General features: G+C 68.9%; 20 protein-coding genes. 18 read left to right on the top strand and 2 right to left on the bottom strand.

The features are described from left to right. The first annotated feature begins 47 nt into the window (after positions 1–47). The 17 genes from LQ757_RS13985 to LQ757_RS13905 all read left to right on the top strand — a co-directional run bounded on the left by LQ757_RS13985 (position 48) and on the right by LQ757_RS13905 (position 18,864). Positions 48–1,679: an ABC transporter substrate-binding protein gene (locus tag LQ757_RS13985; protein ID WP_231047856.1), complete on the top strand. Its 1,632-nt coding sequence runs from the start codon at positions 48–50 to the stop codon at positions 1,677–1,679. A gap of 5 nt (positions 1,680–1,684) precedes the next feature. After that, on the top strand, positions 1,685–2,635 hold the full coding sequence (locus tag LQ757_RS13980; protein ID WP_231047855.1) for an ABC transporter permease: 951 nt from the start codon (positions 1,685–1,687) through the stop codon (positions 2,633–2,635). Then, entirely contained in the window at positions 2,632–3,522 is an 891-nt protein-coding gene (locus LQ757_RS13975) for an ABC transporter permease (protein WP_231047854.1), read from the top strand. The genes LQ757_RS13980 and LQ757_RS13975 overlap by 4 nt, the downstream gene beginning before the upstream one ends. Further along, positions 3,519–4,373 (top strand): ABC transporter ATP-binding protein, encoded by an 855-nt coding sequence (locus LQ757_RS13970; protein ID WP_231047853.1) that lies wholly within the window; start codon positions 3,519–3,521, stop codon positions 4,371–4,373. Before LQ757_RS13975 ends, LQ757_RS13970 begins: the two co-directional genes overlap by 4 nt. Beyond that, entirely contained in the window at positions 4,370–5,227 is an 858-nt protein-coding gene (locus tag LQ757_RS13965) for an ATP-binding cassette domain-containing protein (protein ID WP_231047852.1), read from the top strand. Before LQ757_RS13970 ends, LQ757_RS13965 begins: the two co-directional genes overlap by 4 nt. Continuing rightward, positions 5,224–6,723: a chlorohydrolase family protein gene (locus LQ757_RS13960; protein ID WP_231047851.1), complete on the top strand. Its 1,500-nt coding sequence runs from the start codon at positions 5,224–5,226 to the stop codon at positions 6,721–6,723. Before LQ757_RS13965 ends, LQ757_RS13960 begins: the two co-directional genes overlap by 4 nt. 176 nt (positions 6,724–6,899) lie before the next feature. Next, on the top strand, positions 6,900–7,094 hold the full coding sequence (locus tag LQ757_RS13955; protein ID WP_231047850.1) for a hypothetical protein: 195 nt from the start codon (positions 6,900–6,902) through the stop codon (positions 7,092–7,094). Continuing rightward, complete coding sequence (locus LQ757_RS13950; RefSeq protein ID WP_231047849.1) at positions 7,091–7,786, top strand: glycerate kinase; 696 nt, start codon at positions 7,091–7,093, stop codon at positions 7,784–7,786. Before LQ757_RS13955 ends, LQ757_RS13950 begins: the two co-directional genes overlap by 4 nt. Next, positions 7,779–8,774 carry a LacI family DNA-binding transcriptional regulator gene (locus tag LQ757_RS13945; RefSeq protein WP_231047848.1) on the top strand — a complete coding sequence of 332 codons (996 nt, stop codon included), beginning with the start codon at positions 7,779–7,781 and terminating at the stop codon, positions 8,772–8,774. Before LQ757_RS13950 ends, LQ757_RS13945 begins: the two co-directional genes overlap by 8 nt. A 277-nt stretch (positions 8,775–9,051) precedes the next feature. After that, a complete protein-coding gene (locus tag LQ757_RS13940; RefSeq protein WP_231047847.1) occupies positions 9,052–10,386 on the top strand; it encodes an ABC transporter substrate-binding protein in 1,335 nt (444 codons plus the stop codon). A gap of 95 nt (positions 10,387–10,481) precedes the next feature. Then, positions 10,482–11,432 (top strand): carbohydrate ABC transporter permease, encoded by a 951-nt coding sequence (locus LQ757_RS13935; protein WP_231047846.1) that lies wholly within the window; start codon positions 10,482–10,484, stop codon positions 11,430–11,432. Beyond that, a complete protein-coding gene (locus tag LQ757_RS13930; RefSeq protein ID WP_231047845.1) occupies positions 11,429–12,283 on the top strand; it encodes a carbohydrate ABC transporter permease in 855 nt (284 codons plus the stop codon). Before LQ757_RS13935 ends, LQ757_RS13930 begins: the two co-directional genes overlap by 4 nt. Further along, the gene (locus tag LQ757_RS13925) at positions 12,280–14,352 is read left to right on the top strand and encodes an alpha-galactosidase (RefSeq protein WP_231047844.1); all 2,073 of its coding nucleotides are present in this window, start codon (positions 12,280–12,282) and stop codon (positions 14,350–14,352) included. The genes LQ757_RS13930 and LQ757_RS13925 overlap by 4 nt, the downstream gene beginning before the upstream one ends. A gap of 62 nt (positions 14,353–14,414) precedes the next feature. Beyond that, positions 14,415–15,152: a sugar phosphate isomerase/epimerase family protein gene (locus tag LQ757_RS13920; RefSeq protein ID WP_231047843.1), complete on the top strand. Its 738-nt coding sequence runs from the start codon at positions 14,415–14,417 to the stop codon at positions 15,150–15,152. Then, on the top strand, positions 15,149–16,255 hold the full coding sequence (locus tag LQ757_RS13915; protein ID WP_231047842.1) for a Gfo/Idh/MocA family protein: 1,107 nt from the start codon (positions 15,149–15,151) through the stop codon (positions 16,253–16,255). The genes LQ757_RS13920 and LQ757_RS13915 overlap by 4 nt, the downstream gene beginning before the upstream one ends. Before the next feature lie 16 nt (positions 16,256–16,271). Further along, entirely contained in the window at positions 16,272–18,329 is a 2,058-nt protein-coding gene (locus LQ757_RS13910) for a glycoside hydrolase family 36 protein (protein WP_231047841.1), read from the top strand. A 79-nt stretch (positions 18,330–18,408) separates the two neighbouring features. Further along, the gene (locus tag LQ757_RS13905) at positions 18,409–18,864 is read left to right on the top strand and encodes a hypothetical protein (RefSeq protein WP_231047840.1); all 456 of its coding nucleotides are present in this window, start codon (positions 18,409–18,411) and stop codon (positions 18,862–18,864) included. A 4-nt stretch (positions 18,865–18,868) separates the two neighbouring features. Here LQ757_RS13905 and LQ757_RS13900 read toward each other — a convergent pair whose 3' ends face one another. Together LQ757_RS13900 and LQ757_RS13895 are read right to left on the bottom strand one after the other, a co-directional pair. Continuing rightward, positions 18,869–19,843: an SCO family protein gene (locus tag LQ757_RS13900; RefSeq protein ID WP_231047839.1), complete on the bottom strand. Its 975-nt coding sequence runs from the start codon at positions 19,841–19,843 to the stop codon at positions 18,869–18,871. Between the two features lie 4 nt (positions 19,844–19,847). Beyond that, positions 19,848–21,659, bottom strand: a complete 1,812-nt coding sequence (locus LQ757_RS13895) for a tyrosinase family protein (RefSeq protein ID WP_231047838.1) — start codon at positions 21,657–21,659, stop codon at positions 19,848–19,850. 549 nt (positions 21,660–22,208) lie between these two features. Between LQ757_RS13895 and LQ757_RS13890 the strand changes: the two genes are divergently transcribed. Continuing rightward, positions 22,209–22,664: a hypothetical protein gene (locus tag LQ757_RS13890; RefSeq protein ID WP_231047837.1), complete on the top strand. Its 456-nt coding sequence runs from the start codon at positions 22,209–22,211 to the stop codon at positions 22,662–22,664. The last annotated feature ends 142 nt before the right edge of the window (positions 22,665–22,806 follow it).

The raw sequence follows: 22,806 nt of genomic DNA, 5'->3' as shown, positions 1-22,806 counted from the left end.
ACCTGCACCACCAGCGCACACCCGACACATCGACAAAGGAGTTCCCCGTGTCACGACGCCGCATCACCATCGCCACGGCCGCACTGGCCGTCGCGGGCCTGGCCCTCACTGGCTGCACCGCATCCGAGAACACCGACGAAACCGACGGAGGGCTCACCGTCGATCTCAGCAACCTGGCCACGACCACCGAGCCGGGCGCACAGCCCGTCGACGAGGTCAAGTGGAACCTGCCCTATGAGCCGATGTCCCTCGACCCGATCTTCGGGTTCAACTACGCCGAGAACACGGTGACCGCGAACCTCTGCGAGAGCCTCGTCCGCCTCACACCCGACCTGTCAACCGAGCCCGGTCTCGCCTCGGGCGTCGAGCAGCCCGACGACACGACGATCGTGTACACGATCCGAGACGGTGTCACCTTCTGGGACGGCAAGCCGCTCACCGCCGAGGACGTCGCGTACTCGCTGCAGCGCCAGGTCGGCGAGACCGCGACGAGCTACTTCTCGAGTTACTTCCAGAACGTCGAATCGGTGGCGGTGACTGCGCCCGACCAGGTCACGGTGAAGCTCACCCAGCCCGACGTGCTCTTCACGCAGGCGATGGGCACCGCCGCCGGCGCTATCGTCCAGAAGGCCGCTGCCGAGGCGGCGGGCGAAGCGTTCGGCACCCCCGACGGCGGACTGCAGTGCACCGGACCGTTCTCGCTCGAGGCGTGGAGTTCGGGCAAGAGCATCGAACTCGCCGCGTACGAGGGATATTGGGGCACCGTGCCGATGGCGGCGAAGCTCAGCTTCAGCTTCATCGCCGACGAGTCGACGGCGATCAACGCCCTTCGCACCGGCGACGTCGACGGCCAGTACTTCTACCTGCCGCCCGCAGGGCTCACCCAACTCGAGAGCAGCGACGAGGTGACCACGACCTACGGCAAGTCGCTCGTGTTCTGGACCATGGTCACGACGAACTTCGACGGCGGACTCGGTGACGACCGCATCCGTCAGGCGCTCTCGCTCGCGATCGACCGTGCCGCGCTCACGAAGGTCGTGTTCCAGGGCGCCGGCATCCCCGCGACGACGCTCGCCGGGCCCGACTACTGGGGCTACGAGCAGGAGGCGTTCGAACAGGCGCACGAGGAGTTCTCGGCCGACGCCGACTTCGAGCGGGCGAAGCAGCTCGTCGCGGAGGCGGGCGCACCGACCGAGCCCATCGTGCTCGCCGTGCAGGGCAGCTCGGCCGTGCACGAGCAGACCGCGAACGTGATCCAGGCCGCCGGGCAGGCGATCGGACTCGAGATCGAGACCAAGGTCATCCCCGTCGAGCAGTTCGGCAACCTCTACTTCGACGAGACCGCGCGCGAGGGCATCGACGGCTTCTTCACGACGAACTACGGCAGCTTCGCCGACGCGCTCGACGTGTACCAGTTCTTCGCCAGCACCGACAGCCACAACTACACCGGGTGGGATCACGCCGACGAACAGCTCTTCGCCGCCCGCGCAGAGACCGACCCGGCCGCTCGTGCCGACCTCGTGATCGACGCACAGCGCATCATCACCACCGAACTGCCCTGGATCCCGCTCGCCTACGAGCCGGTCACCCTCGTGCAGAACGACCGCATCTCGGGCGCCACGGCGTCGTTCGCCTACCTCTATGCACCGTGGGCGGCGAGCATCGGCGGAACGGAATAGTCCGGATGTCCCTCCGCGCCTACCTGCTGCGACGCGCGGGCGGCCTCCTGCTCGTGCTGCTCGTGACGTCCTTCATCGTCTTCGGGTTGCTGTACCTGGCACCCGGCAGCCCCCTCGCGTTCATCCTCGGCCCGCGCGGAGGGACCCCGGAGCAGATCGCCGCCGTCACCGCGCAGTACCACCTGAACGACCCGTTCTTCGTGCGCTACGCCGCCTGGCTCGGCGACATCCTGCGCGGTGACCTCGGGTACTCGATCGTGTACCGGCAGGACGTGTCCTCCCTGATCTCGGGACGCATCGGCACCACGCTCGCGCTCGTGTCGATGGCCGCGGTGATCATCGCCGTGGTCGGCGTCGCGGCCGGCACCTTCGCCGCGCTGCGTGGGGGCTGGAGCGACCAGCTCACCTCCACGACGGCGGCGATCGGCCTCTCGACGCCGTCGTTCGTGGTCGGCGTCGCGTTGATCAGCATCTTCGCCGTCGGCCTCGGCTGGTTCCCGACCTTCGGGTCGGGAACCGGCGGGCTCGACACGATCGTGCACCTCACGCTGCCCGCGCTGGCGCTCTCCGTGGCGAGCGCCGCCTACCTGGCGCGCATCACGCGGGCATCGGTGCTCGAGGAGAGCGGCCGCGAGCACGTGCAGACGGCGACGGTCCGGGGCCTCGCACCCGGATACATCGTGCGCCACCACGTGCTGCGCAACTCGCTCATCCCGATCGTCACCGTGCTCGGCCTCACGATCGCCACGCTCATCGCCGGCGCGGTCGTGGTCGAGAACGTGTTCGCGCTCGACGGTCTCGGCTCCCTGCTCGTGCGGGCGATCCTGCAGCGCGATTTCGCCGTCGTGCAGGCGGTGATCCTCGTACTGGTGGTCGCCTTCGTCGTGGTGAATGCGATCGTCGACTTCCTCTACACCTTCATCGATCCGCGCATCGCGCTCGGGAGCCGGCAATGACCACCCCATCCACCACGAGTCTCGCGGTCGCGCGCGCAGCGCGCGAACGCCGCAGCGCGGGCTTCGCCCGCACCACGGCCGACCGTCTCGGCGTCGTCGGCAGCATCGCTGCGGGCATCCTCCTGGTCATCGTGCTCGCCGCCGTGTTCGCGCCGATCGTCGCGCCGTACGACCCCGACTACCCCGACCTGCTCGCATCGCTCAGCGGTCCATCGCCCGCGCACCTGCTCGGGACCGATGCGCTCGGCCGGGACATCCTCTCCCGGCTGATCTGGGGCGCGCGCATCACGCTCGCGGGCCCCGGGCTCGTGATCCTGATCGCGACCGTGATCGGCGTGCTGCTCGCGTTGTTCGCGGCATGGCGGCGGGGACGTGCCGACACCGTCATCACCTGGCTGCTCGACGTGCTCTTCGCTGTGCCCGGCATCGTGTTCGGCCTCATCGCCGTCGCGATCTGGGGTCCCAGCCTCGTGACGGTCGTCTGCGGACTCGCGATCGCCTACATCCCCTACGTGGCCCGCGTCGTGCGCGGCGCCGCCCTGCGCGAGCGCAACATGCCGTACGTGTCGGCGGCGTGGCTGCAGGGGCAGTCGGGCACCGGCATCACCTTCACCCAGATCCTGCCGAACGTGCAGCCGATCGTGATCGCGCAGGCCGTGTCCTCGCTCGGCTTCGCGGTGATCGAGCTCGCTGCGCTGTCGTTCCTCGGGCTCGGGGTCCAGCCGCCGACCGCCGACCTCGGCCTCATGGTCAAGAGCGGGTTCGACTCGGTGCTGCGCGGGCATCCGACCGAGGCGATCGCCGCCGGCGCCCTGATCGTCGTCATCGTGTGGTGCGTCACTGTCATCGGCGACCGGCTCACCTCGAATGCAAGGAGCATGCGATGACCGAACCACTGCTGATGCTCGACGACGTGCGCGCGACGCTCCGCCTGCGGGGCGGCCATCAGACGCTGCTCGACGGCGTCTCATTCGAGATCCACGCGGGCGAGGCTCTCGGCCTGGTCGGGGAGTCGGGCTCGGGCAAGTCGCTCACGACTCGCGCGATCACCCGCATGCTCGACCCCGCGTTCCGGGTGTCGGGGGAGATCGCCTTCGACGGGACATCCGTGCTCGCAATGAACCAAGCGGCGCTGCGCCGCTACCGGTCCACCGATGTCGGCATGATCTTCCAGGATCCGCGCGCCCACGTGAATCCGGTGCACCGCGTCGGCGACTTCCTCACCGAGGCGCTCGTGCGCGAGCGCGGCGTCGACCGGCGCGAAGCGGAGCGGCGAGCGGTGGTGCTGCTCGACGAGGTCGGGGTGCGCAATCCCGAGCAGCGGCTGCGGCAGTACCCGCACGAGCTGTCGGGCGGCCTGCTGCAGCGCGTCATGATCGCGAGCGTGCTGCTCGCCGAGCCGAAGCTGATCCTCGCCGATGAGCCGACGACCGCGCTCGACGTGACGGCGCAGTCCGACGTGATGGCGATCCTCGACGAGCAGCGGCGCGCCCGCGGGCTGGCGCTGCTGTTCATCACGCACGACCTCGAGCTCGCGGCGGCCTGCTGCGACCGGCTCGCGGTGATGTATGCGGGAGAGATCGTCGAGCAGGGTGCGCACGTGTACCACGCGCCCACCCATCCGTACACCGTCGAGCTGCTCGGCGCCCGCCCGAGCATCGACCAGCGCGTCGACCGCCTGCCGGTGCTGCGCTACGACCGCGAGACCCACGAACTGCTGAAGGCGGAGGCATCATGAACGGCGCAGAGCTGATCGGAACAGAGCGGATCGGAACCGAGCCGATCGTCGTCGCGAATCGGCTGCGCAAGGTGTTCCCGGGGCCGACGAAGGATGATCCGGTCATCGCCGTCGACGAAGTCTCGTTCGAGCTGTACCCGAACGAGTGCCTCGCGATCGTCGGCGAGTCGGGCTCCGGCAAGACCACCGTCGCCCGCATGCTGGTCGGGCTGGAGACGGTCACCGAGGGCGAGCTCACGGTGCGCGGCGATTCGCGCACGAAGGGCGTGAAGAATCTCGCCGACCGGCGGCGCTGGGCGCGCGAGGTGCAGTACGTGTTCCAGGACCCGTACTCGTCGCTGAACGGGCGCCAGCGCATCGGCGACATCGTCGGCACGAGCGTCGGCCTGCACGTCGGCGCCGGGGTGACCCGGCGCGAGGTGCAGGACCGCGCGCTCGGCATCCTCGACAGCGTCGGGCTCGGCCAGAGCTTCGCCGAGAAGTACCCGCACCAGCTCTCGGGCGGGCAGCGGCAGCGCGTCGCCATCGCGCGGGCACTCGCGGCCGACCCGGCGGTGATCGTGCTCGACGAGGCCGTCGCGGCGCTCGACGTGTCGATCCAGGCGCAGATCCTCAACCTGTTGAGCGACATCCGTGCCGAACGCGACGTGAGTTACCTGTTCATCTCGCACGATCTGGCGGTCGTGAACCAGATCTCCGAGCGGATGATCGTGATGGAGCAGGGGCGGGTGGTGGACGCCGGCGTCACCGCCGAGCTGCTCGCCGATCCGCAGCATCCGTACACCCGTTCCCTCCGTGCCGCCGTGCCGAGGCCGGGCTGGAAGCCCGTGCGCCGCGAGCGACTCGCCTCGTGACGTCGCACGGGCCGCGGGAGCGCTCGCAGCATTCGACGCTGATCACGGCAGACCATGTGATCGCCCACGACGGCGACGCGTTCGTCGAGATCCGAGATGGTGCGGTCGTCGTCGAGGACGGCTGCTTCACGTTCGTGGGCGATCGCGCGGATGCCCCGGCCGGGAGCGTCGAGCGGATCGACCTCGGGGAGAGCGTGCTGCTGCCGGGGCTCATCGACCTCGACGCGCTCGCCGACATCGACCACCTCGTGCTCGATGCGTGGGGCGATGCGGCGACGCAACGCCGGCTCATGTGGTCTGCGGCGTATTTCCGCGACGGGCGACACGACGTGCTCACGGCCGACGAGCGCAGCACCATGCGCAGGTACGCGCTCACCCAGCTGGCCCTGCACGGCATCACGACGTTCGTGCCGATCGCCTCGGAGGTGCATTCCGAGTGGGCGGAGACGCACGACGACCTCGTCGACGTGGCGAGGATCGCGAGCGAGCTCGGCCTCCGTTCGTTCCTCGGGCCCTCGTACCGCTCGGGCGTGCACGTCGTCGGCGCCGACGGGTCGACGGAGCTCGCCTGGGATGACGAGCGGGGACGCGCCGGACTCGCCGAGGCGGTGCGGTTCCTCGACACCGTCGCATCGCTCGATGACCCGTTGGTCACCGGCATCCTGGCGCCGTGCCGGATCGAGACGGTCCGCGAGGAGGTGCTTCGCGCGACCGCGCGCGTCTCCGCGGAGCGAGGAGTGCTGGTGCGCGCGCATGCCCTGCAGGAGCTCGGCGAGCGCGAGCTCGTCGCCGAGCTGCACGGCACCACGCAGCTCGGCCTGCTCGACCGGGTCGGGCTGCTGAACGATCGGCTGATCCTCGCCCACGGCGTGTACCTCGACCTCCACCCCGAGATCCACGGCGAGGATCGCGGCGAACTGGCCGCCCTCGCCGCGTCGGGGGCGTCGATCATCCACTGCCCGCTGACGAACAACCGCTACGCCTTCCTGCTCGAACGGCTCTCGCAGTACCTCGAGGCAGGAGTGAATGTCGGTCTCGGCACCGACTCGTTCCCGCCCGACCTCATTCGCGGCATCGACGCCGGCGTGCAACTCGCCAAGGCCCAGCACGACGATCTCTCTCGCGGCATGCTGGCGGAGTACGTCGAGGCCGCGACCCTGGGCGGCGCGCGTGCGCTGCACCGGCCCGACCTCGGCAGGATCAGCGTCGGCGCGTCGGCGGATCTCGTCGCCTTCGCGCTCGACGACTTCCGCCTCGGCACGATCGAGGATCCGTTGCGCACGCTCATCCTCGCCGGCTCCGCCCGCGACGTGCGCTTCAGCATGGTCGGCGGTCGCGCGGTGGTGCGCGACGGGCGCATCGCCGGGGTCGATCTCGAAGCGCTGCGCCGGGACGGCCGGCGGACCTTCGAGAAGCTGCGTGACGCCTATCTCGAACGCGACTACCTCGCCGGACGCCCGCCCGAACTCTTTCCCCCGGTGTTCCGGGGGGTTTGACGTCGCCCGCGATCGCGACGGTCGCCGTCCACGCCCTCGCTGATCGAGTTGTACGATTTCGACCAGATTCGACGTGCTCGGGACGGTTCGCACCGAGGTGTGGTACGTGATGGAGGAGACCGATGACGGAGGGACTCCGGCGGAACTCCGTTGCTCAGAGAAGCGGAGGCGACGACATGCGTGCGGTCGTTCTCCCCGGTTCGGGCCGCTACGCGGATCCGTGGCATCCCTTCGCAGAGACGAGTGCCTCGCTCGCCGCGATCGTCGCCGGCGCAGGGTATCGGGTCGAGGTGCGCGATGGCCTTCCGACCGGGCTCGCGGCGCTCGACTGGCTCTCGAGAGTGCCCGCCCCGACCTTCGGCGCCCCATGACGCGCGTCGTCATCGCACCCGACTCGTTCAAGGGCACCGCGAGCGCAGCGGAAGCCGCCACCGTCGACGTTCTCGAGGCCGACCTCGGCCACTTTGTCGAGCTCACGCCGCGGTCGGTGCAGCCGCTCGCGGCGAGCGCCGGAGCCGGTGCCGCGGGCGGCACGGGATTCGGCCTCCTCGCCTTGGGCGCGACGATGGGCGGCGGTGCGGCCCTCGTGGCCGAGGCGATCGGCCTGCCGGCCGCACTCGCCGGCGCGGACCTCGTGATCACGGGCGAAGGACGATTCGACGGGCAATCCGAGGCCGGCAAGGCGCCGACCGAGGTGGCCGCGCTCGCCCGCATCGCCAGAGTGCCGACGGCGCTCGTCGCCGGTGCGATCACGACCGAGCCGCGAGGCTACGCCGCATCCGTCGCGCTCACCGATCTGGCCGGCAGCGGCATCGCGGCGATGGCGGATCCGCTGCGGTGGCTCGAGGCGGCGGGTGCCGACGTCGCCCGCTCGCAGGTGATGACGCGGTACTTTCCGAGGCCGACGCATGTGAGCACGGTGTTATGGTCGTTACAACCGGGGTCGCGGGCCCGTCGCGCATGTGCCGTTCTGCGTCACGGCGTCAGTTGCGAGGAAGGTTGGTCGAAGCTTGGCTGTCAGCGGAACCGGGTCCGGTGCGCCACGCCTCCCGAACATGAATGACGTCGCCGCACACGCGGGCGTGTCGGTGATGACCGTGTCGAATGTCGTCAACCGCCCGGAGATCGTGTCCGCGAAGACCAAGGCGAAGGTCCAGGCGTCGATGCGCGAGCTCCGCTATCGGAACAACATCATGGCCAGGAGCCTCCGGTTGGCGCGTCCGACCCAGATCGGCTATGCGTTGCCGCCCCGACCCCGATACGGCGACGGTTACATGGACGAGTTCCTGCACGCGCTGGCGTCGGCGAGTCAAGAGCAGAACATGAACCTCACCCTCATCGCCGAGACGCGTGAGGAAGACTGGCTCAGCGCATGCGAATCGTTGTACTACGGCGGTTCGGCCGCCGGCATCGTCCTGACAGGCATTGAACCGGACGATGAACGTCCGGCACAGCTTCAGTCGCGTGGCATCCCGTTCGCCGGGTATGGCCAGACGAAGGAGGGAATGGCCGTCTCGTGGAGCTGGGTGGATACCGACGGGGCGCGAGGGATCGAGCTGGCCGTGGATCATGTCGTCGAGCGCGGCCACCACCGGCTTGCCTTCATCGGCCACGATCTCGAGCCGCATTGGAGCGCAGCACGTCTGGAGGGCTTCGTGTCCGCTGCTCGCAAGCACGGACTGCCGCAACCGATTGTGGCTGACCCGATCCCACTGACACCGGGTGCCGACGGTTCGGGTGAGGCCATCACTGCAGCGCTGCTTCGCTCTGAATCGCCGCCCTCGGCGATCATCTGCGCGTCGGACTATCTCGCCGTGGGTGCTGTGCTCGCGATCCGTGCGCTGGGTCTCGCCCCCGGTTCGGATGTCGCAGTCACGGGGTTCGATGACACGACGATGGCTGCCTTTGACGCTCTCGGCGTTACGTCCGTGAAGCAGCCGACGGCGCAGATCGCGAGAGAGCTCGCGCGCATGGTGGTCGACCCTCCTGAGGAAGCAGTGCACCTGCTCCTCGAGCCGAGCCTCACCGTGCGCTCCAGCACAACCGGCTGATCCCCGACCTCCCAGATCGTCCTCTGCTCGCCGCAGCCACCGCCCGGCGGACATTCGCTGGGGACTGGTCCATCACCGCGATCTCGTGAGCCGATCAGTGAGTCGCATCCGCCTATTGTAACGTCCTTAAATTTGCCCTAATATCAGATCCTGTCGCCCCACAGACGCGAGCGACATCCTGTTCACCCGCCGCGCACAACGCCCGTGCAGCGGCGGTAATGGCGCACTTCACCCGTGGAGTGCTGGTCGTCCACATCGCATGAAAGAGGCATTACCAATGGAGCTAAGAACCCTCACTCGAGTCGCCACCGGTCTCACGGTCGGTGTTGTCGCAGCCGCCGCACTCGCCGGGTGCACCGGCGACAGTGGATCATCATCCGCTGGCGGAGACCAGACGGTCACCGTCTGGACCGCCGGAACGTCAGCAGCCGAACTGCTCGCCCCCGCCGTCGCCGAGTTCGAGGACGCCAACCCCGGCACGACGATCGACGTGGTCGACGTCGGCAACCCGGCCATCTGGGAGAAGATCACGACGAGCCTCGCCGCCGGCGGTGAAGGACTGCCCGACATCATGCAGATCGGGATCGACTACCTCCCCGGCTACACGGAGAAGTTCCCGGGCGCATTCGCCGACCTCTCCACCCTGGGCGCCGATGACCTCGCCGCCGACTTCGCGCCGAGCGCGTGGGGCGGCGGCATGGGCCCCGACGGCGAGCTCTGGGGTGTCCCGTTCGAGGTGAACACGGCCGGCTTCACCTACAACAAGTCGCTCTTCGACGCGGCCGGTATCGACATGTCGACGATCACGACGTGGGATGAGCTCATCGAGGCCGGCGTGACGCTGAAGGCGAAGACCGGCGCGAGCCTGTTCGAGCTCGACAAGGCGGCGACGAACCATCCCTCAGCTGACATCTGGCAGACCTTGACGCAGCAGCAGGGCTCGTTCTACTTCAACGCCGACGGCGAGATCACGCTGAACAGCGCCGAGGGCGCGAAATCGCTCGAGCTGCTGAAGAAGGCGAACGATCTGGGTGTTCTCGCGGATGCCGCCTCATTCACGGCCGGCGGAGCCAGTCAGTACGCGGACGGCTCGGTCGCGACCAACGTCGATGCTTCCTGGTGGGCAGGATACTTCGAGGACGCCCAGCCGGATCAGGCCGGGAAGTGGGCCGTGGCGCTGCGCCCGGCTGTGGAAGAGGGCGGCGCGACGGCGGCGCTGGCGGGGGCGTCCTATCTCTCGATCGCCGGCAACAGCGAGCACAAGGACGCGGCGTGGGAGTTCATCGCCTTCGCGTTGGGCACGCTGGAGGGGCAGGAGGCGATGCAGACGGCACACGCCTTCACTCCTGGATTCACGCCGGTGTACTCGTCGGACGGCTTCACCGACGGCAGCGGGTTCTACGTCGGCGAGTCGCCCAGTCAGATCTTCGTCGACTCCATCACGCAGCCCGACCTCGCGGTGCCGACCTTCACGAGCGACTACGCGCGCGCGATCAAGATCTACGCTGACGCGCAGACCAAGGTGCTGATCTCCGGCGCCGACCCGCAGGAAGCACTTGACGAGGCGGCACAGCTCCTCGCCGACGCCACCGGGCGAGAGATCGCCGGGTAAGCAAGGCTGAACTCGCGCACGCTCCCCGATCCGATCGAGCACGGGGCTCCGCCCGGCAGCGGGCGGAGCCCCAGGCTCTGAAGGAAGAAGTGGTCATGATCGACCTCGCAGTGCAATCCCCGGTGCAATCCCCGCCACCGCTCGAATCCACGCCGCCCACCCGGTCGCGTCGATCCGCCCGGCGGTCGTGGCTGACCCCGCGGAACACCCCCTATGTGCTCCTGGCGCCCGTGATCCTCCTGTTCGCGGCGTTCAAGGGGTACCCGATCCTCTCCGCCGCATACTTGAGCCTCACCACCAATGACGGCGGAACGCAGCGCCTGGTCGGAATCGCCAACTACGAGCGGATCTTCAACGATCCACTGTTCTACCGGGCGCTCCTCAACACCCTGGTCATCCTCGTCATCCAGGTGCCGATCATGCTCGCCCTGGCCATGCTGCTCGCGGTCGCCTTCCACTCGACGCTGCTGAAGTTCAGAACGGTGTTCCGCCTCGGCTACTTCCTGCCGGTGGTGATGGGCCTCGTCGCGTACGGAGTGATCTTCAGCGTCATGCTGGCGACCGACAACGGCATCGTCAACGTGACGCTCCAGTCCATCGGATTGCCGAAGGTGCCATGGTTGCAGGACCCGGTGTGGGCGAAGGTCTCACTGATGATCGCGATGACCTGGCATTACACGGGAATCAACACGGTCATCTACCTCGCCCAGCGTCAGACGATCCCCCAGGACCTCTACGAGGCCGCGGCGATGGACGGCGCAGGCCACGTGCGGCAGTTCTTCAACGTCACGCTCCCCGGGTTGCGCCCGGCGATCCTCCTGACGGTGGTCACCTCGACGATCGGCACCCTGCAGTTGTTCGACGAGCCGTACATCCTCACCAACGGCGGGCCCGACAACGCGACCCTCACGATCGGCATGTACCTCTACGAGAACGCCTTCACATACTTCGACTTCGGATACGCCTCGGCCATCGGCTTCGTCCTGGTCGGCATGGTCGTGATCCTCTCGGTGGCACAGTTCCGGCTCTTCAAGGAGGAGAAATGAGCGCCGCCGTTCGCGTCTCCCGCACCCGCCGGCGCAGCCGGCTGGCGAGCGCGGTGCTCACGCTCGTGATCTTCGTCGGGTTCATCCTCATGGCCGCCCCGTTCTACTGGCTGGTCGTCGGGTCCACCCTGACCTCGTCGGAGGTGTTCTCCAACCCGCCCCACCTGCTGCCCGGGGACCAGCTGGTCGCCAACTGGGTCAACCTGTTCGGCGAGCGCGGGTACCTCCGTCCGGTCCTCAATTCGATCGCGATCTCGATCGTCTATGTGATCGTCGGCATGGTGATCTGCCTCTGCGGCGGGTACGCGTTCGCGAAGTTCCAGTTCCGCGGCAAGGCGTTCTTGTTCGGATTCGTCATCGCCACCCTCGCCATCCCGAGCCAGGTGACCTTGGTCCCCCTCTTCCAGACGATGGTCGCGCTGGGCTGGCTGAACTCCTACCAGGCGCTGATCCTCCCAGGGCTGGCGTTCCCGTTCGGCCTGTTCCTCATGCGGCAGGCGATGCAGTCGGTGCCCGATGAACTGATCCAGGCCGCCCGGATCGACGGTGCGGGAGAGTTCCGGATCCTGTTCCAGATCGTCAGCCCGGCGCTGCGTCCGGCGCTGGCCGCACTGGGGATCTTCCTGTTCCTGGCCATCTGGAACGACTTCATCTGGCCGCTCGTGGTGCTCCGGTCCGAGGACGCCTACACGATTCCGGTGGCGCTGGCCTCGTTCAGCGACGGCAACACCACCGACTACGGCCAGTTGATCCTGGCCACCACGATCTCTGTCATCCCCGTCGCCCTGCTGTTCATCTTCATGCAGCGCTACTTCGTTTCCGGTCTACTAGGTGGAGCAGTCAAGCAATGACCTTCTCGTCAACCGTCATCCCCGCATCCGTCGTCTCCGTCGCCGTGGGCGGAACCCACACCGCCGCGGCGGGAAGTGAGGAAGCTCTGTGGAGCATCGAGAACCCGCAAGCGCGAATGCGATTGGCCATCGCCTCGCCCGTCTTCGAGATCGACGGGCGCGCGGTGACCTGCCGAGTCGCGGACTTCGGGGAACCGCTGGAGCGCACCCTGCTCAACGGAGTGATCGAGTCCACATTCGTCGGTGACGTCGACGGCGAACCCGGACTGCAGCTGACCCTGGTCATCCGACAGTCCCCGGAGAGCCCCGTCGTTCGGTTCCAGTACGGACTGCACAGTGTGAGTCTGCGCCGGCTCACGAAGACGGCCGGCGACACGGGCATCACCTACGCGGAGCTGCTGCGCCGCACGGGTCCGGTCACCGAGGTGCGCATGTCGGACTTCGTCGAGCTGGGTCACTCCTTCATGCCGAACGAGATCACCCTCGACGCTGAGGCCGCCGAGGCGCTGTCGCCGCTGATCGGCCCGATCCTCGTCGGCGTCGAACAGGATTCCTCGTGGCTGCTCGCGTACGAGCACGGCACGTCGGGCGGGGATCTGTTCTGCGGCTTCTGGGTCGACGGATCCCGCGGCGTACGGGTGGGGGCGGTGAAGGGCGCTTACCTCGACGGCCAGCGTCTGGATGTCGCCGGTTTCCGCACGCCTTGGCTGCTCGCCGCCGCTGTGGAGGGTGGGTTGGATGCCGTCGCCGCCGCGTTCCGCACCTTCCTGCTGCGATACCAGTCGGAGCACGACCACTCGCGCCGACCGCAGATCTTCTACAACACCTGGAACTTCCAGGAGCGGGAACGGTACTGGCACGGCCGACCCTACCTCGCCGGATTGACGGAGCAGCGCGTTCTCGCCGAGCTCGAGGTCGCCGCCCGCATGGGCATCGACACGTATGTGATCGACACCGGCTGGTACGTCTCGACGGGTGACTGGGTGGTGAACCCGGTCCGGTTCCCTGCCGGGTTGCGCAACATCACGGATCGCGCCGACGAACTCGGGCTGCGTCTCGGGATCTGGTTCGACCCGACGATGGCGTCGCTGTCGAGTCGCGCGTTGGCCGCGCACGCCGGCGACATCAAGACGTGGCGAGGGGACCCCGTTGAGACACGCGAGATCTGGGAATCCGAGACGAGCAGGCCGATGTGTCTGGTCAGCGACTGGTTCGAGACCCTCCTGGGGCACCTGATCCGCGTCAACCGTGAACTCGGCGTCACGTACTTCAAGCTGGACGCCGTCGGCCAGTACGGGTGCGACAGCGCCGATCATCATCACGGGGACCAGAGCAACAGCGCCGGCGAACGAGCAGACCGGTTCGCGTTCATGATGAGCGAGCGGATGACCGAGATCGCGGAGCGCCTGGCGGTCGCCGTGCCCGGGTCGATCGTCGACTTCGATGTCACGGAGAACCACCGGTCGTTCGGGTTGAGCTTCCTGTCCGCCGGAAAGTACTTCCTCGTCAACAACGGCCCGTACTACTCGGACTACGAGCTGCCCGAAGGCCTCAACGGCGTGAACACCAACATGTTCTTCCACCCCGGGCGTGCTCGAGGGTGGATCTGCCGAGAGACGTACGCGTTCGACAGGTGGATCCCCTCCGTCCTCACGCTGGTCCACTACTACCCCGATGACCCTTGCGCGCACCAGCAGGAGAGCCTCGCGGCAGTGATCCTGGGCCATCACGGCATCTGGGGAGACCTGCTCGCCATCTCCGACGAGGGCGTCGACGTCATCCGCGCCACTCTGGACCGGTACCGGCAGGTCGCCGACGACGCGACCCGGGCCAGCATGATCACGACCGGACTGGGCGCCGGCGCGGCCGAGGCGCGGGAGAAGATCCTGCCCGAAACGGGCCGCGGTGTCGTGTCGCTGTTCCCCCCGCAGGGTCAGGCGATCCGGCACGTCACCGCCGTCCCGGTCGACACGAGGCACTGGGCGGCCGAGGGCATTCACGTTTCCTTCCTACCCGACGGCCGAGCGGTGATCGATGCGACCCGGTCCGGATCGGTGATCTTCGGCTAGCCGCGATCATTCTTGTCGACCCCTCGCCACCGACCCCGCATAAACCCGAAAGGCCCCACTCGATGAGCACCCTCTCCGTCCAGCTGTACTCCGTGCGCGACGCACTCGCCGACGATATGGTGGGCACGCTCCACCGCCTCCACGGGATCGGGCTGCGCCATGTGGAGCTGTTCGACTTCGTCGCCTGGGAGGATCGCTACGCGGAAGCCCTCGCCATCACCGGCCTGCGCGCGCCTTCCGGGCACAGCCCGCTGCTGACCGCCCCCGACCCGACCGTTGCGTTCGACGCGGCCGCAAGGCTCGGAGTGACCACGGTCATCGACCCGGACGTGCGCGCCGGGTGGCACAGCGCCGCGGGCATCGCATCGATCGCGTCCCGGCTGAACGAGCTCGTCCCCGCCGCAGCCGACCGTGGTGTCACCGTCGGCTATCACAATCACTGGTGGGAGTTCCAGAGCATCGGAGGCCGCACCGGCTTGGAGATCCTTGCCGCCGAGCTGGACCCACGCGTCGTCCTCGAAGTCGACACCTTCTGGGCGACCGTCGCCGGTGTCGACACCCCCGCGTTGCTGCGTCGGCTCGGTGAGCGGGTGCGGTTTCTGCACATCAAGGACGGTGCGGTCGAGCGGGACGCCGCCACCCAGCAACCCGCCGGCGCGGGAGCGGTGAACGTCCGCGCCGTTCTCACCGCCGCCCCGGACGCGATCCGGGTGCTCGAGTTCGACACCTACAGCGGGGACATCTTCGAGGGCGTCGCCACCAGCCACGCCTTCGTCACCGAGACGGCGGCGACCGTATGAGCAACACCGGGACGGTGGGTGTCGGTGTGATCGGCGCGGGGGTGATCAGTTCCCAATACCTGGAGAATCTGACCCGGTTCCCCGATCTGGAGGTGTCGTTCGTCGCGGACCTGGACCGCGATCGCGCGGCGGCACAGGCCAGGAAGTACGGCATCCCGGGCAGCGGCACGGTCGCTGACCTCCTCGCGATCGACGCCATCGAGATCGTCGTCAATCTGACGATCCCCGCGGCGCATGTCGACGTGGGGCTGCAGATCCTCGATGCCGGCAAGCATGTGTGGGCGGAGAAACCGTTCGCCTTGGACCGGGAGGGAGGACGGCTGCTGCTCGACCGTGCGGTCGAGCGGGGGCTGCGCGTTGCGAGCGCCCCCGACACGTTCCTCGGCGCGGGTCTGCAGACCGCGCAGCGGCTCGTCGACGCGGGCGAGATCGGGGCGGCCACCACGGCTCTCGCGCTGTTCCGTGCCGTCGGCCCGGAGTCGTGGCATCCGAATCCCGAGTTCCTGTTCGCGAAGGGCGGCGGCCCCCTCTACGACATGGGTCCGTACTACCTGACCGCGCTCGTCCAGCTCTTCGGGCCTGTCGCCCGGGTCACCGCGGCGGCCTCCACCTCGCGCGCGACGCGTGTGATCGGTTCCGGTCCGCGCGCGGGCACGGAGTTCCCGGTGGAGGTGCCCACACACCACGCGGCGCTGGTGGACTTCGAGTCCGGGGCATCCGCGCAGGTCGTGTTCAGCTTCGAGTCGCGGTGGGAGTGCCCCGCTGTGCTGGAGGTGGCCGGCACGACCGGAGCGCTGGCGCTGCCTGACCCGAATGCTTTCGAGGGCATGATCTCCGTATGGACCGACGATCCGGCGCACCCGCGCGAGATCGAGTCGACCGGGGTGAGCGACGGCCGTGGCATCGGCGTGCTCGAACTGGCACGCGCGATCCGCACGGGCGTGCCCGAGCGCGCGCATGGACAGCTCGCGTTCCACGTGCTCGATGTCATCGTGTCGATCGATGAGTCCGCACGATCGGGCGTCCCGGCGCTGGTGCCGTCGACCGCGCAGCGACCGTCGGCGCTTCCCGTGGGCTGGGATCCGAAGGCGAGGACAGTGTGAGCGGCGGGACCACCCGATGACCTCGATCGAATGGGGCAACGACCGGTTCGCCCTTGCGATCGAGGTCGACGACGACGCGCCGCCCCGGATCGCAGCCTTCGGGCCGCCCGGCGGGACTGCCGAGCTGGCCGGCTCCGTCGGGCTCGTCGAGGTGTTCCACGCGGCCGACGGACACGGGCGCACCAACCTCGCCTGGCAGACGTCCGCGGTCGGCGAGCGAATGCGAATCGTCTCGCACGAGCAATCCGCTGACCGCCTCCGGCTGACGATCCGCGACCCGAAGTCCGGCTTGGAGGCCGACTGGGTCGCCACGACCTGGCCGGGGGTTCCTGGGTTCCGCGCTCACTCGATCGTGCGCAACGGCGGCAGCGGGCCGGTGCGTCTCGAGGTCGTGACGAGCCTCGCGGTCTCGCTCTTCGCAGCCGCCGATCGCGACGATCTCGAGCTGCACTGGGCGCGCAACGAGTGGCTCGCCGAGTACCGGTGGACCGGCGAGCCGATCGCCCAGCGGCTGCTCATGGACATCGACGTGCCGCTGCACGGGCAGGACCCCCGCGGGCGCATTGCGTTCGTCGGCCGCGGCACCTGGTCGACCGGGGAGCTCCTGCCGCAGGGCGTGCTGCGGCACCGTGACCGGGGGCGCAGCTTCGCTTGGCAGGTCGAGAGCTCGGGCGCATGGTCGTGGGAGCTCACCGAGCGGCTCGGGTCAGTGGGTGTGACGCTCACCGGCCCGACCGACCACGACTCGTCGTGGAGCACGGTGCTGCGGCCCGGAGAGTCGTTCGAGACCGTGCCGGCAGCGGTCGTCGTGAGCGACGACGGGCTCGACGGCGCGCTCGGCGCGCTCACCGAGTACCGACGAGCGCTGCGACGACCCCACCCCGCGAATACCATGCTGCCCATCGTCTACAACACCTGGATGAACACCGTCGGCCCGCACGTGACCGAGGAGACCCTTCTCCCGCTCATCGACGCGGCGGCCGAGGTCGGCGCCGACGTGTTCTGCATCGACGCGGGCTGGTATGACAATCAGGGCGACCGCCACGACAACCTCGGCGAGTGGCACGAGTCCCGCGACCGGTTCCCGAACGGCCTCGGCTCGGTGATCGCGCAGATACGCGCCAACGGCATGATTCCGGGCCTCTGGCTCGAGCCTGAGGTCACAGGGGTCGACACGCTGCCTGCGCGGGACCTGCCCGACGACGCGTTCTTCGCACGCGGGGGATTCCGCCTCCGGGACTGGGGCCGCTACCACCTCGACCTGCGGCATTCGTCTGTTCGGGCATCGCTCGATGCGACGGTAGACGACCTCATCGCCCGGTTCGGCATCGGGTACGCGAAGCTCGACTACAACGTCGACTTCGGCAGTGGCACGGATGTCGCGGCGACCTCGCTCGGCGAGGGGGCGCTCGGGCACCAGCGCGCGCTGCACGAGTGGCTCGGCGGCATCCTCGACCGGCATCCCGAGTTCATCGTCGAAAGCTGCAGCTCGGGCGCGATGCGCGCCGACTACGGCATGCTCCGGCTCTCACAGCTGCAGTCCACGTCCGACCAGCAGAGCGAGCTGCACTCGGTGCCGATCGCCGCCGCGAGCCCGAGCGCGATCGTGCCGGAGCAGGCGGCGAACTGGGGCTACCCGCAGCCCGAAATGAGCGACGAGCGGATCGTCCTGGCGCTCAGTAACGGCATCCTGACCAGGCTGTACCTCTCGGGCTGGCTCGACCGGATGACCTCGGCGCAGCGCAGGCTCGTCGCCGAGGCGGTCGCGGCGCATCGGGCCGTGCGTTCCGAGGTCGCGGACGCCATCCCTCGGTGGCCGCTCGGCCTTCCTGGCTGGACCGACGAGTGGATCGCGCTCGCCGTCGGCGAGCTCCTGACGGTGTGGCACCGCGGCGACAGCGGCGGAGGAATCGAGCTGCCGTGGCCGCCTGCAGAGGACCACGACGTCGTCGTCGAGGAGGTCTTCCCGATTGCGAGAGACGGCTGGGAGCACAGCTGGAATGGTGGCGCGCTGCGCATCACCTCACGACTCGCTGAGCCGAGCGCACGGACGTTCCGGTTGCGTCAGGGGTGAACCACGCCGGGATTCTCCGGATTCCATCGGGTGGATTCGGTCGGCTGCGGCAGCGCGTGGTCTGTGCGACAGTGAATGAATGGATCCGTTGCTGAAGAAGCTCAACGTGACCGATCCGGTGGTCCGGGTGTTCGACGCGCCGAATTCGTTCCGCGATCACGTCATGGCGGTCGACGGCGTCGTGCTCGACGAGACGCGGGCGGGGATTGAGTCCGCCGGCTGGGTGCTCGGGTTCGCGCAGACCCAGGAGCAGGTCGATGCCTTCGCGGAGTCGGTCGCATCACTGACGGCGGGCGACGCCATCGTGTGGATCGCGTACCCGAAGGCGTCCTCCAAACGATACCGGTGCGAGTTCAATCGCGACACCGGATGGTTCAGCATGGGGGCGGCCGGATTCGAGCCGGTCCGACAGGTCGCCATCGATGAGGACTGGTCTGCGCTCCGCTTCCGCAGGATCGAGTTCATCAAGAACCTCACCCGCCGATTCACGGCGGCGAGCGAGGAGGGGCGGCGCCGGCAGAGGGGGGACGCCTGACCGGTCACCGAGCAGCGGCGACGGGATCGGCGAGCCAGTCCGGGTCGAGTCCGCGCGCGACGAGGCAGGGCGCGACGAGACCGGGCCCGACGAGACCGGGCCCGACGAGACCGGGCCCGACGAGGAAGAGCTCGCGCGCGTGCTCGTTGATTGTGGTGGGTCCGTAGCCGACGCGCAGGCCGAACATCGCGCGCACGTCGGCCCAGGCATCCGTCGTCCGCACCAATCGCGCGCGCTCACCGAAGGGGAACCCGCGCTCGGCGCCGTACCGGCGCAGCCGCGCAGGGGAGTCGTACGCCGGGTCGTACGTCATCGCGAGATGCGCGCGACCTCCGTCTTCGGCGGCGCGAGCCGCGGCCGCGAGTCGCGTGATCGTGAGGGAGCACCTCGCGGGGTTCATGCATCGCGTGTAGAAGAAGGCGAGCACCGTCTCGCGGCCCGTGAGCACATCGGCGAGGGTCGTCACCGCACCGTCCTGATCCTCGAGCCGCACCCGATCGAGGGCGTCGGGAGCGAGGGAGAGAACGGATGCCTCGCACGCGGTCGTCGCTGCAGCCGAGGCCGCCGGACGGAGCTCCTGCAGCGTCGCGAGCAGCTCGCCGCGCGCGGTGCGCATCCATCCCGGCGAGACGGCACCCGGATGCCAGCGCACGAACACGTCGGCCGTCGAGATGCGGTCGGCCGCGTCGCGCAGGAGGCCGTCCCATTCGGCGCCGACGTCGGGGCCGAGGCTGCGGACCGCTCGCGCAGCGCCCGCGAGGACGGCGGGGCTCACGCTCGTGCGCAGTTCCTCCGCGACCACGTGAAGCGCGTCATCGGGGATGCCTCGCGTCTCGAACGAGGCGAGCAGGTGGGCGCGCATGCGTTCGGCGTCGGCCGTTGACAGGCCCGCCGCGTGCGGCGCGTCCTGCCGGAGCTGCTCGCCCGTCACGGGCTGTGCGAGCAGCTCGGAGATGAGCGCGTCGACGTCGCTCGGCATCGCGTCACTCCGGCGGCTTCTGCCCGCGCGTCTTGGCGAAGCGATCGATCGAGGTGAGCAGGGTGCGCGACGTGGTGCCGTCCTTCATGTGGTCGAGGTCGGCCTGGAACGCTTCGTTGTCGAGGGCGTCAGCCGCCTCGGACGTGAAGGCGAGCGCCGAGAGGGCGGCGGAGCGGAGCTTGTCGTCCTCCTCCTCGTCGAGCACGAGGTCGTGCGCGACGTGTGCGAAGCGCTCGGGCGAGTTCGCCTTGAGGCTCATCGCGGCGAGCTCGCGCACCTTGGGACGCTCGGCCTTGTCGGTCGAGATCGTTGCGAGCAGCTCGACCGACTCGGGGTCGGCCGCGAGGGCGCGGAGTGCCTCTTCCCGCACTCGCGCGGATCCCGTGCGTGCGAGCTCGCGGAAGAGCGGCGCGGCGTCCCCGTGCTCATCGCGTGCGAGGAAGCGCGTCGCCGTCGCGGGCGGCACGAGTTGCGCGCGCGTGCCTTCGAGACTCTCGCGCAGGAGGCGCTTGCCGACCTCGTCGTCGTCGAGCGTGAGTCGGTCGAGCGCGAGGTAGCGCAGCTGCTTGTCGTGCGACACCGCGAGCTCGCGGAGCCGCTCGACGAACTCGGCGCGGAACGGCGCGAACCGCATCGGCTGGAAGGCCGCGCCGCCGAGCCGCTCGAGAGCGGTCAACCGGTGCTCGACGGCGGCCGTCTCGTCGGCGAGGAGGTCGAGCAGCAGGCGGACTGCGGTGTCGAACGTGTCGGCATCGAGGAGCATCGCCTCGAGCTTCGCCTCCGTCAGTTCGGGCGTGAGCGCTTCGGCGGCACGTCGTGCCGTGAGGGGGCGCGGCCGCGCGCGCCGTACCTCGGCCAGCTCTGCGACGTACGCCTTGCGGAGTTCTTCGATGTCGGTCTCGTCGGTCATGGCGTCGCACCTTCCATCTGGAACGGGACGTCGTCGTACGCGAACCCGAGATGAGCGGATGAGTTCGTGCCGAGGTAGTCGATCGTGTCGCGCACGCGCGGACTCACGCCCGGGGCATCCGTCATGGGCGATGCCGTGAGCCCCCCCTCCCGGCGCGGTCGTCGGGCGCGGCGCCGCGAGGGGACCGCTCCATGGCCACAGGCGGTCGCCGATGCGATGACCGGCGCGGGTCGACCCCGTCGCGAACGAGCGGGCCGCCGCGGGATCATGACGGCGGAAGGCCCACTGCCATTTCGCCCAGAGCCGGTCGACATTGCAGTGCAGGAGGAAGAAGAGGGGATCCTGGGGTGCTGTGCCGGGGTCGGTGATGACCCCGCTGATGTGCGACATGTGCGCGCGACCGTGAGGATTCCCCTGCATGACGGCGAAGCCGGTGAAGTCCGCGGCAGGCGCGCCGCCGAGCGCGAGCGTCTGCTGCTCGGTGCGGACCAGGGGGAGCGTCTGCGGTCCGACGCCCGGTCCGCGCTCGACGCCGGGGAGGTTGCCCGCGACCCAGCCTCGGAGCGGATTCGTCGAGGTGAACTGCACCCGATCCTGCGGTCCCGGGACGCCCATGAACCGGCGCGTGAAGAGGTTCGGCGCCGCTTCGTCGAAGCGCCAGTACGGCAGCGCCACGTCGCTGTCGATCCTCTGGAGCTCTCGTTCCAGGTCGAGGAGGTAGATACGGTGCCACGGCAGGAAGCCGGCACCGCCGTGCGCCTCGCGGTCGGGCGCCCCCGCGACGTGCATGTCGCGGAAGTCGCGGAACCGCCCGCTCGCCGAGCCGTTGAGTGTCGCCAACGCCCGGAGGAACCGGTTCCGCTCGGCCGTCGTGAGCGCGTTCGCGTTCTTGCGGATCCTCACCATCGTGGGGTGCGAGCCGAGCAGCGCCCCGCCTGGACGGCTGCGCACTTCGACGACGACGTCCCCGAAGCGCGTGCTGGCGGCGGGGAATGCCCCCCCCGATCCACACCGTGCGAACCGTGCCGTCGGCCGGGAGGTCGAGATCGAGCGTCGCGGTGCTCGCGTGCGTGAGCGGATCGGCGAAGAGCAGTCCGCCGCCGCCGGCGAGGCTTCGCGACGAGACGGTGACCGCGACGGGACCGCCCGCCTGCGGCGGCGACACGGCGAACTCGACCTCGACCGGCCGCCAGGTGAGGTGGGCACGGCCGCGGTCGTCGTAGCGAGGAAACGTGATGCTGACACTCATGGCACCCCCATGCCGCTGTCATTCCCGCTGATCAGGCTAGCAACCGGGTGCGTCCGGCGTCGAGAGCGCGAAGGAGGGAGACGATGCACTTGTGGTCGAGCCGGCACAGCAGTTTACTGACACCGAGCAGTGCCGCTCGACACACGCGATCCGGTTGCTGTTCGCCTCACGAGGGGGGAATATCAATGCACATGACTGCCCGAGCAGTGACCGCGATCTCCGCGGCCGCTCTCCTTCTCACCGCCACCGCGTCTCCCGCGCTGGCCGCCCCGCCCTCGATCGAGAAGATCCCGATCGAGGACACCTTCGCAGACGACTTCCTGACCGCGGAGTGCGGCGTCGACGTCACGACGACGCTGAGCGGGTTCCGCATCGAGCGGGGCTGGCTCGACGGCGGTGGCAACGTGCTGAGTCTCGCCACGATCAGCGTCACGGGGGTTGCGTCGTCTGAGTTCGGTTCGTTCCGGTTCAAGGACGTCGGCGCAGACCAACTGAAGGTGGCACCCGACGGCACGGTGACCCTCAGCATCATCGGCCAGGTACCGTTCGGCTTCACAGGGATCCTGGTCCTGGATGCTGATACCGGCGAGGTCATCAAGGAGCCCCACTTCACGGGCGAAAGGCAGCTCGCAAGGGCCTGCGAGGTTCTGACCGGCGCCTGAGGGCGGACCGCTGCACGAGAACGGCGGATGCCGCGGCACCGAGTTCTGCTGAATCTCCGGGCCGCGGTGTCGACTCGCGCGGTCATCCGGTAAGAAGAGAACAGGCAGCTTCGCCATTCCGGCGAGGCGCTCGGCCGGAACG

Origin of the sequence: Agromyces cavernae (assembly GCF_021044935.1) — a bacterium.
In the GTDB taxonomy this organism is placed as follows: Bacteria; Actinomycetota; Actinomycetes; order Actinomycetales; family Microbacteriaceae; genus Agromyces; species Agromyces cavernae.
Note: the sequence above shows the minus strand (reverse complement) of the source record. Positions and strands in the feature narration are given on the sequence as shown.

Bases quoted from the DNA above. Each gene is read 5' to 3' on its own strand.
- LQ757_RS13940 (WP_231047847.1), top strand. From the start codon at position 9,052: ATGGAGCTAAGAACCCTCACTCGAGTCGCCACCGGTCTCACGGTCGGT.
- LQ757_RS13935 (WP_231047846.1), top strand. From the start codon at position 10,482: ATGATCGACCTCGCAGTGCAATCCCCGGTGCAATCCCCGCCACCGCTC.
- LQ757_RS13925 (WP_231047844.1), top strand. From the start codon at position 12,280: ATGACCTTCTCGTCAACCGTCATCCCCGCATCCGTCGTCTCCGTCGCC.
- LQ757_RS13915 (WP_231047842.1), top strand. From the start codon at position 15,149: ATGAGCAACACCGGGACGGTGGGTGTCGGTGTGATCGGCGCGGGGGTG.
- LQ757_RS13920 (WP_231047843.1), top strand. From the start codon at position 14,415: ATGAGCACCCTCTCCGTCCAGCTGTACTCCGTGCGCGACGCACTCGCC.
- LQ757_RS13980 (WP_231047855.1), top strand. From the start codon at position 1,685: ATGTCCCTCCGCGCCTACCTGCTGCGACGCGCGGGCGGCCTCCTGCTC.
- LQ757_RS13910 (WP_231047841.1), top strand. From the start codon at position 16,272: ATGACCTCGATCGAATGGGGCAACGACCGGTTCGCCCTTGCGATCGAG.
- LQ757_RS13905 (WP_231047840.1), top strand. From the start codon at position 18,409: ATGGATCCGTTGCTGAAGAAGCTCAACGTGACCGATCCGGTGGTCCGG.
- LQ757_RS13975 (WP_231047854.1), top strand. From the start codon at position 2,632: ATGACCACCCCATCCACCACGAGTCTCGCGGTCGCGCGCGCAGCGCGC.
- LQ757_RS13930 (WP_231047845.1), top strand. From the start codon at position 11,429: ATGAGCGCCGCCGTTCGCGTCTCCCGCACCCGCCGGCGCAGCCGGCTG.
- LQ757_RS13970 (WP_231047853.1), top strand. From the start codon at position 3,519: ATGACCGAACCACTGCTGATGCTCGACGACGTGCGCGCGACGCTCCGC.
- LQ757_RS13950 (WP_231047849.1), top strand. From the start codon at position 7,091: ATGACGCGCGTCGTCATCGCACCCGACTCGTTCAAGGGCACCGCGAGC.
- LQ757_RS13945 (WP_231047848.1), top strand. From the start codon at position 7,779: ATGAATGACGTCGCCGCACACGCGGGCGTGTCGGTGATGACCGTGTCG.
- LQ757_RS13895 (WP_231047838.1), bottom strand. From the start codon at position 21,659: ATGGTGAGGATCCGCAAGAACGCGAACGCGCTCACGACGGCCGAGCGG.
- LQ757_RS13955 (WP_231047850.1), top strand. From the start codon at position 6,900: ATGCGTGCGGTCGTTCTCCCCGGTTCGGGCCGCTACGCGGATCCGTGG.
- LQ757_RS13900 (WP_231047839.1), bottom strand. From the start codon at position 19,843: ATGCCGAGCGACGTCGACGCGCTCATCTCCGAGCTGCTCGCACAGCCC.
- LQ757_RS13965 (WP_231047852.1), top strand. From the start codon at position 4,370: ATGAACGGCGCAGAGCTGATCGGAACAGAGCGGATCGGAACCGAGCCG.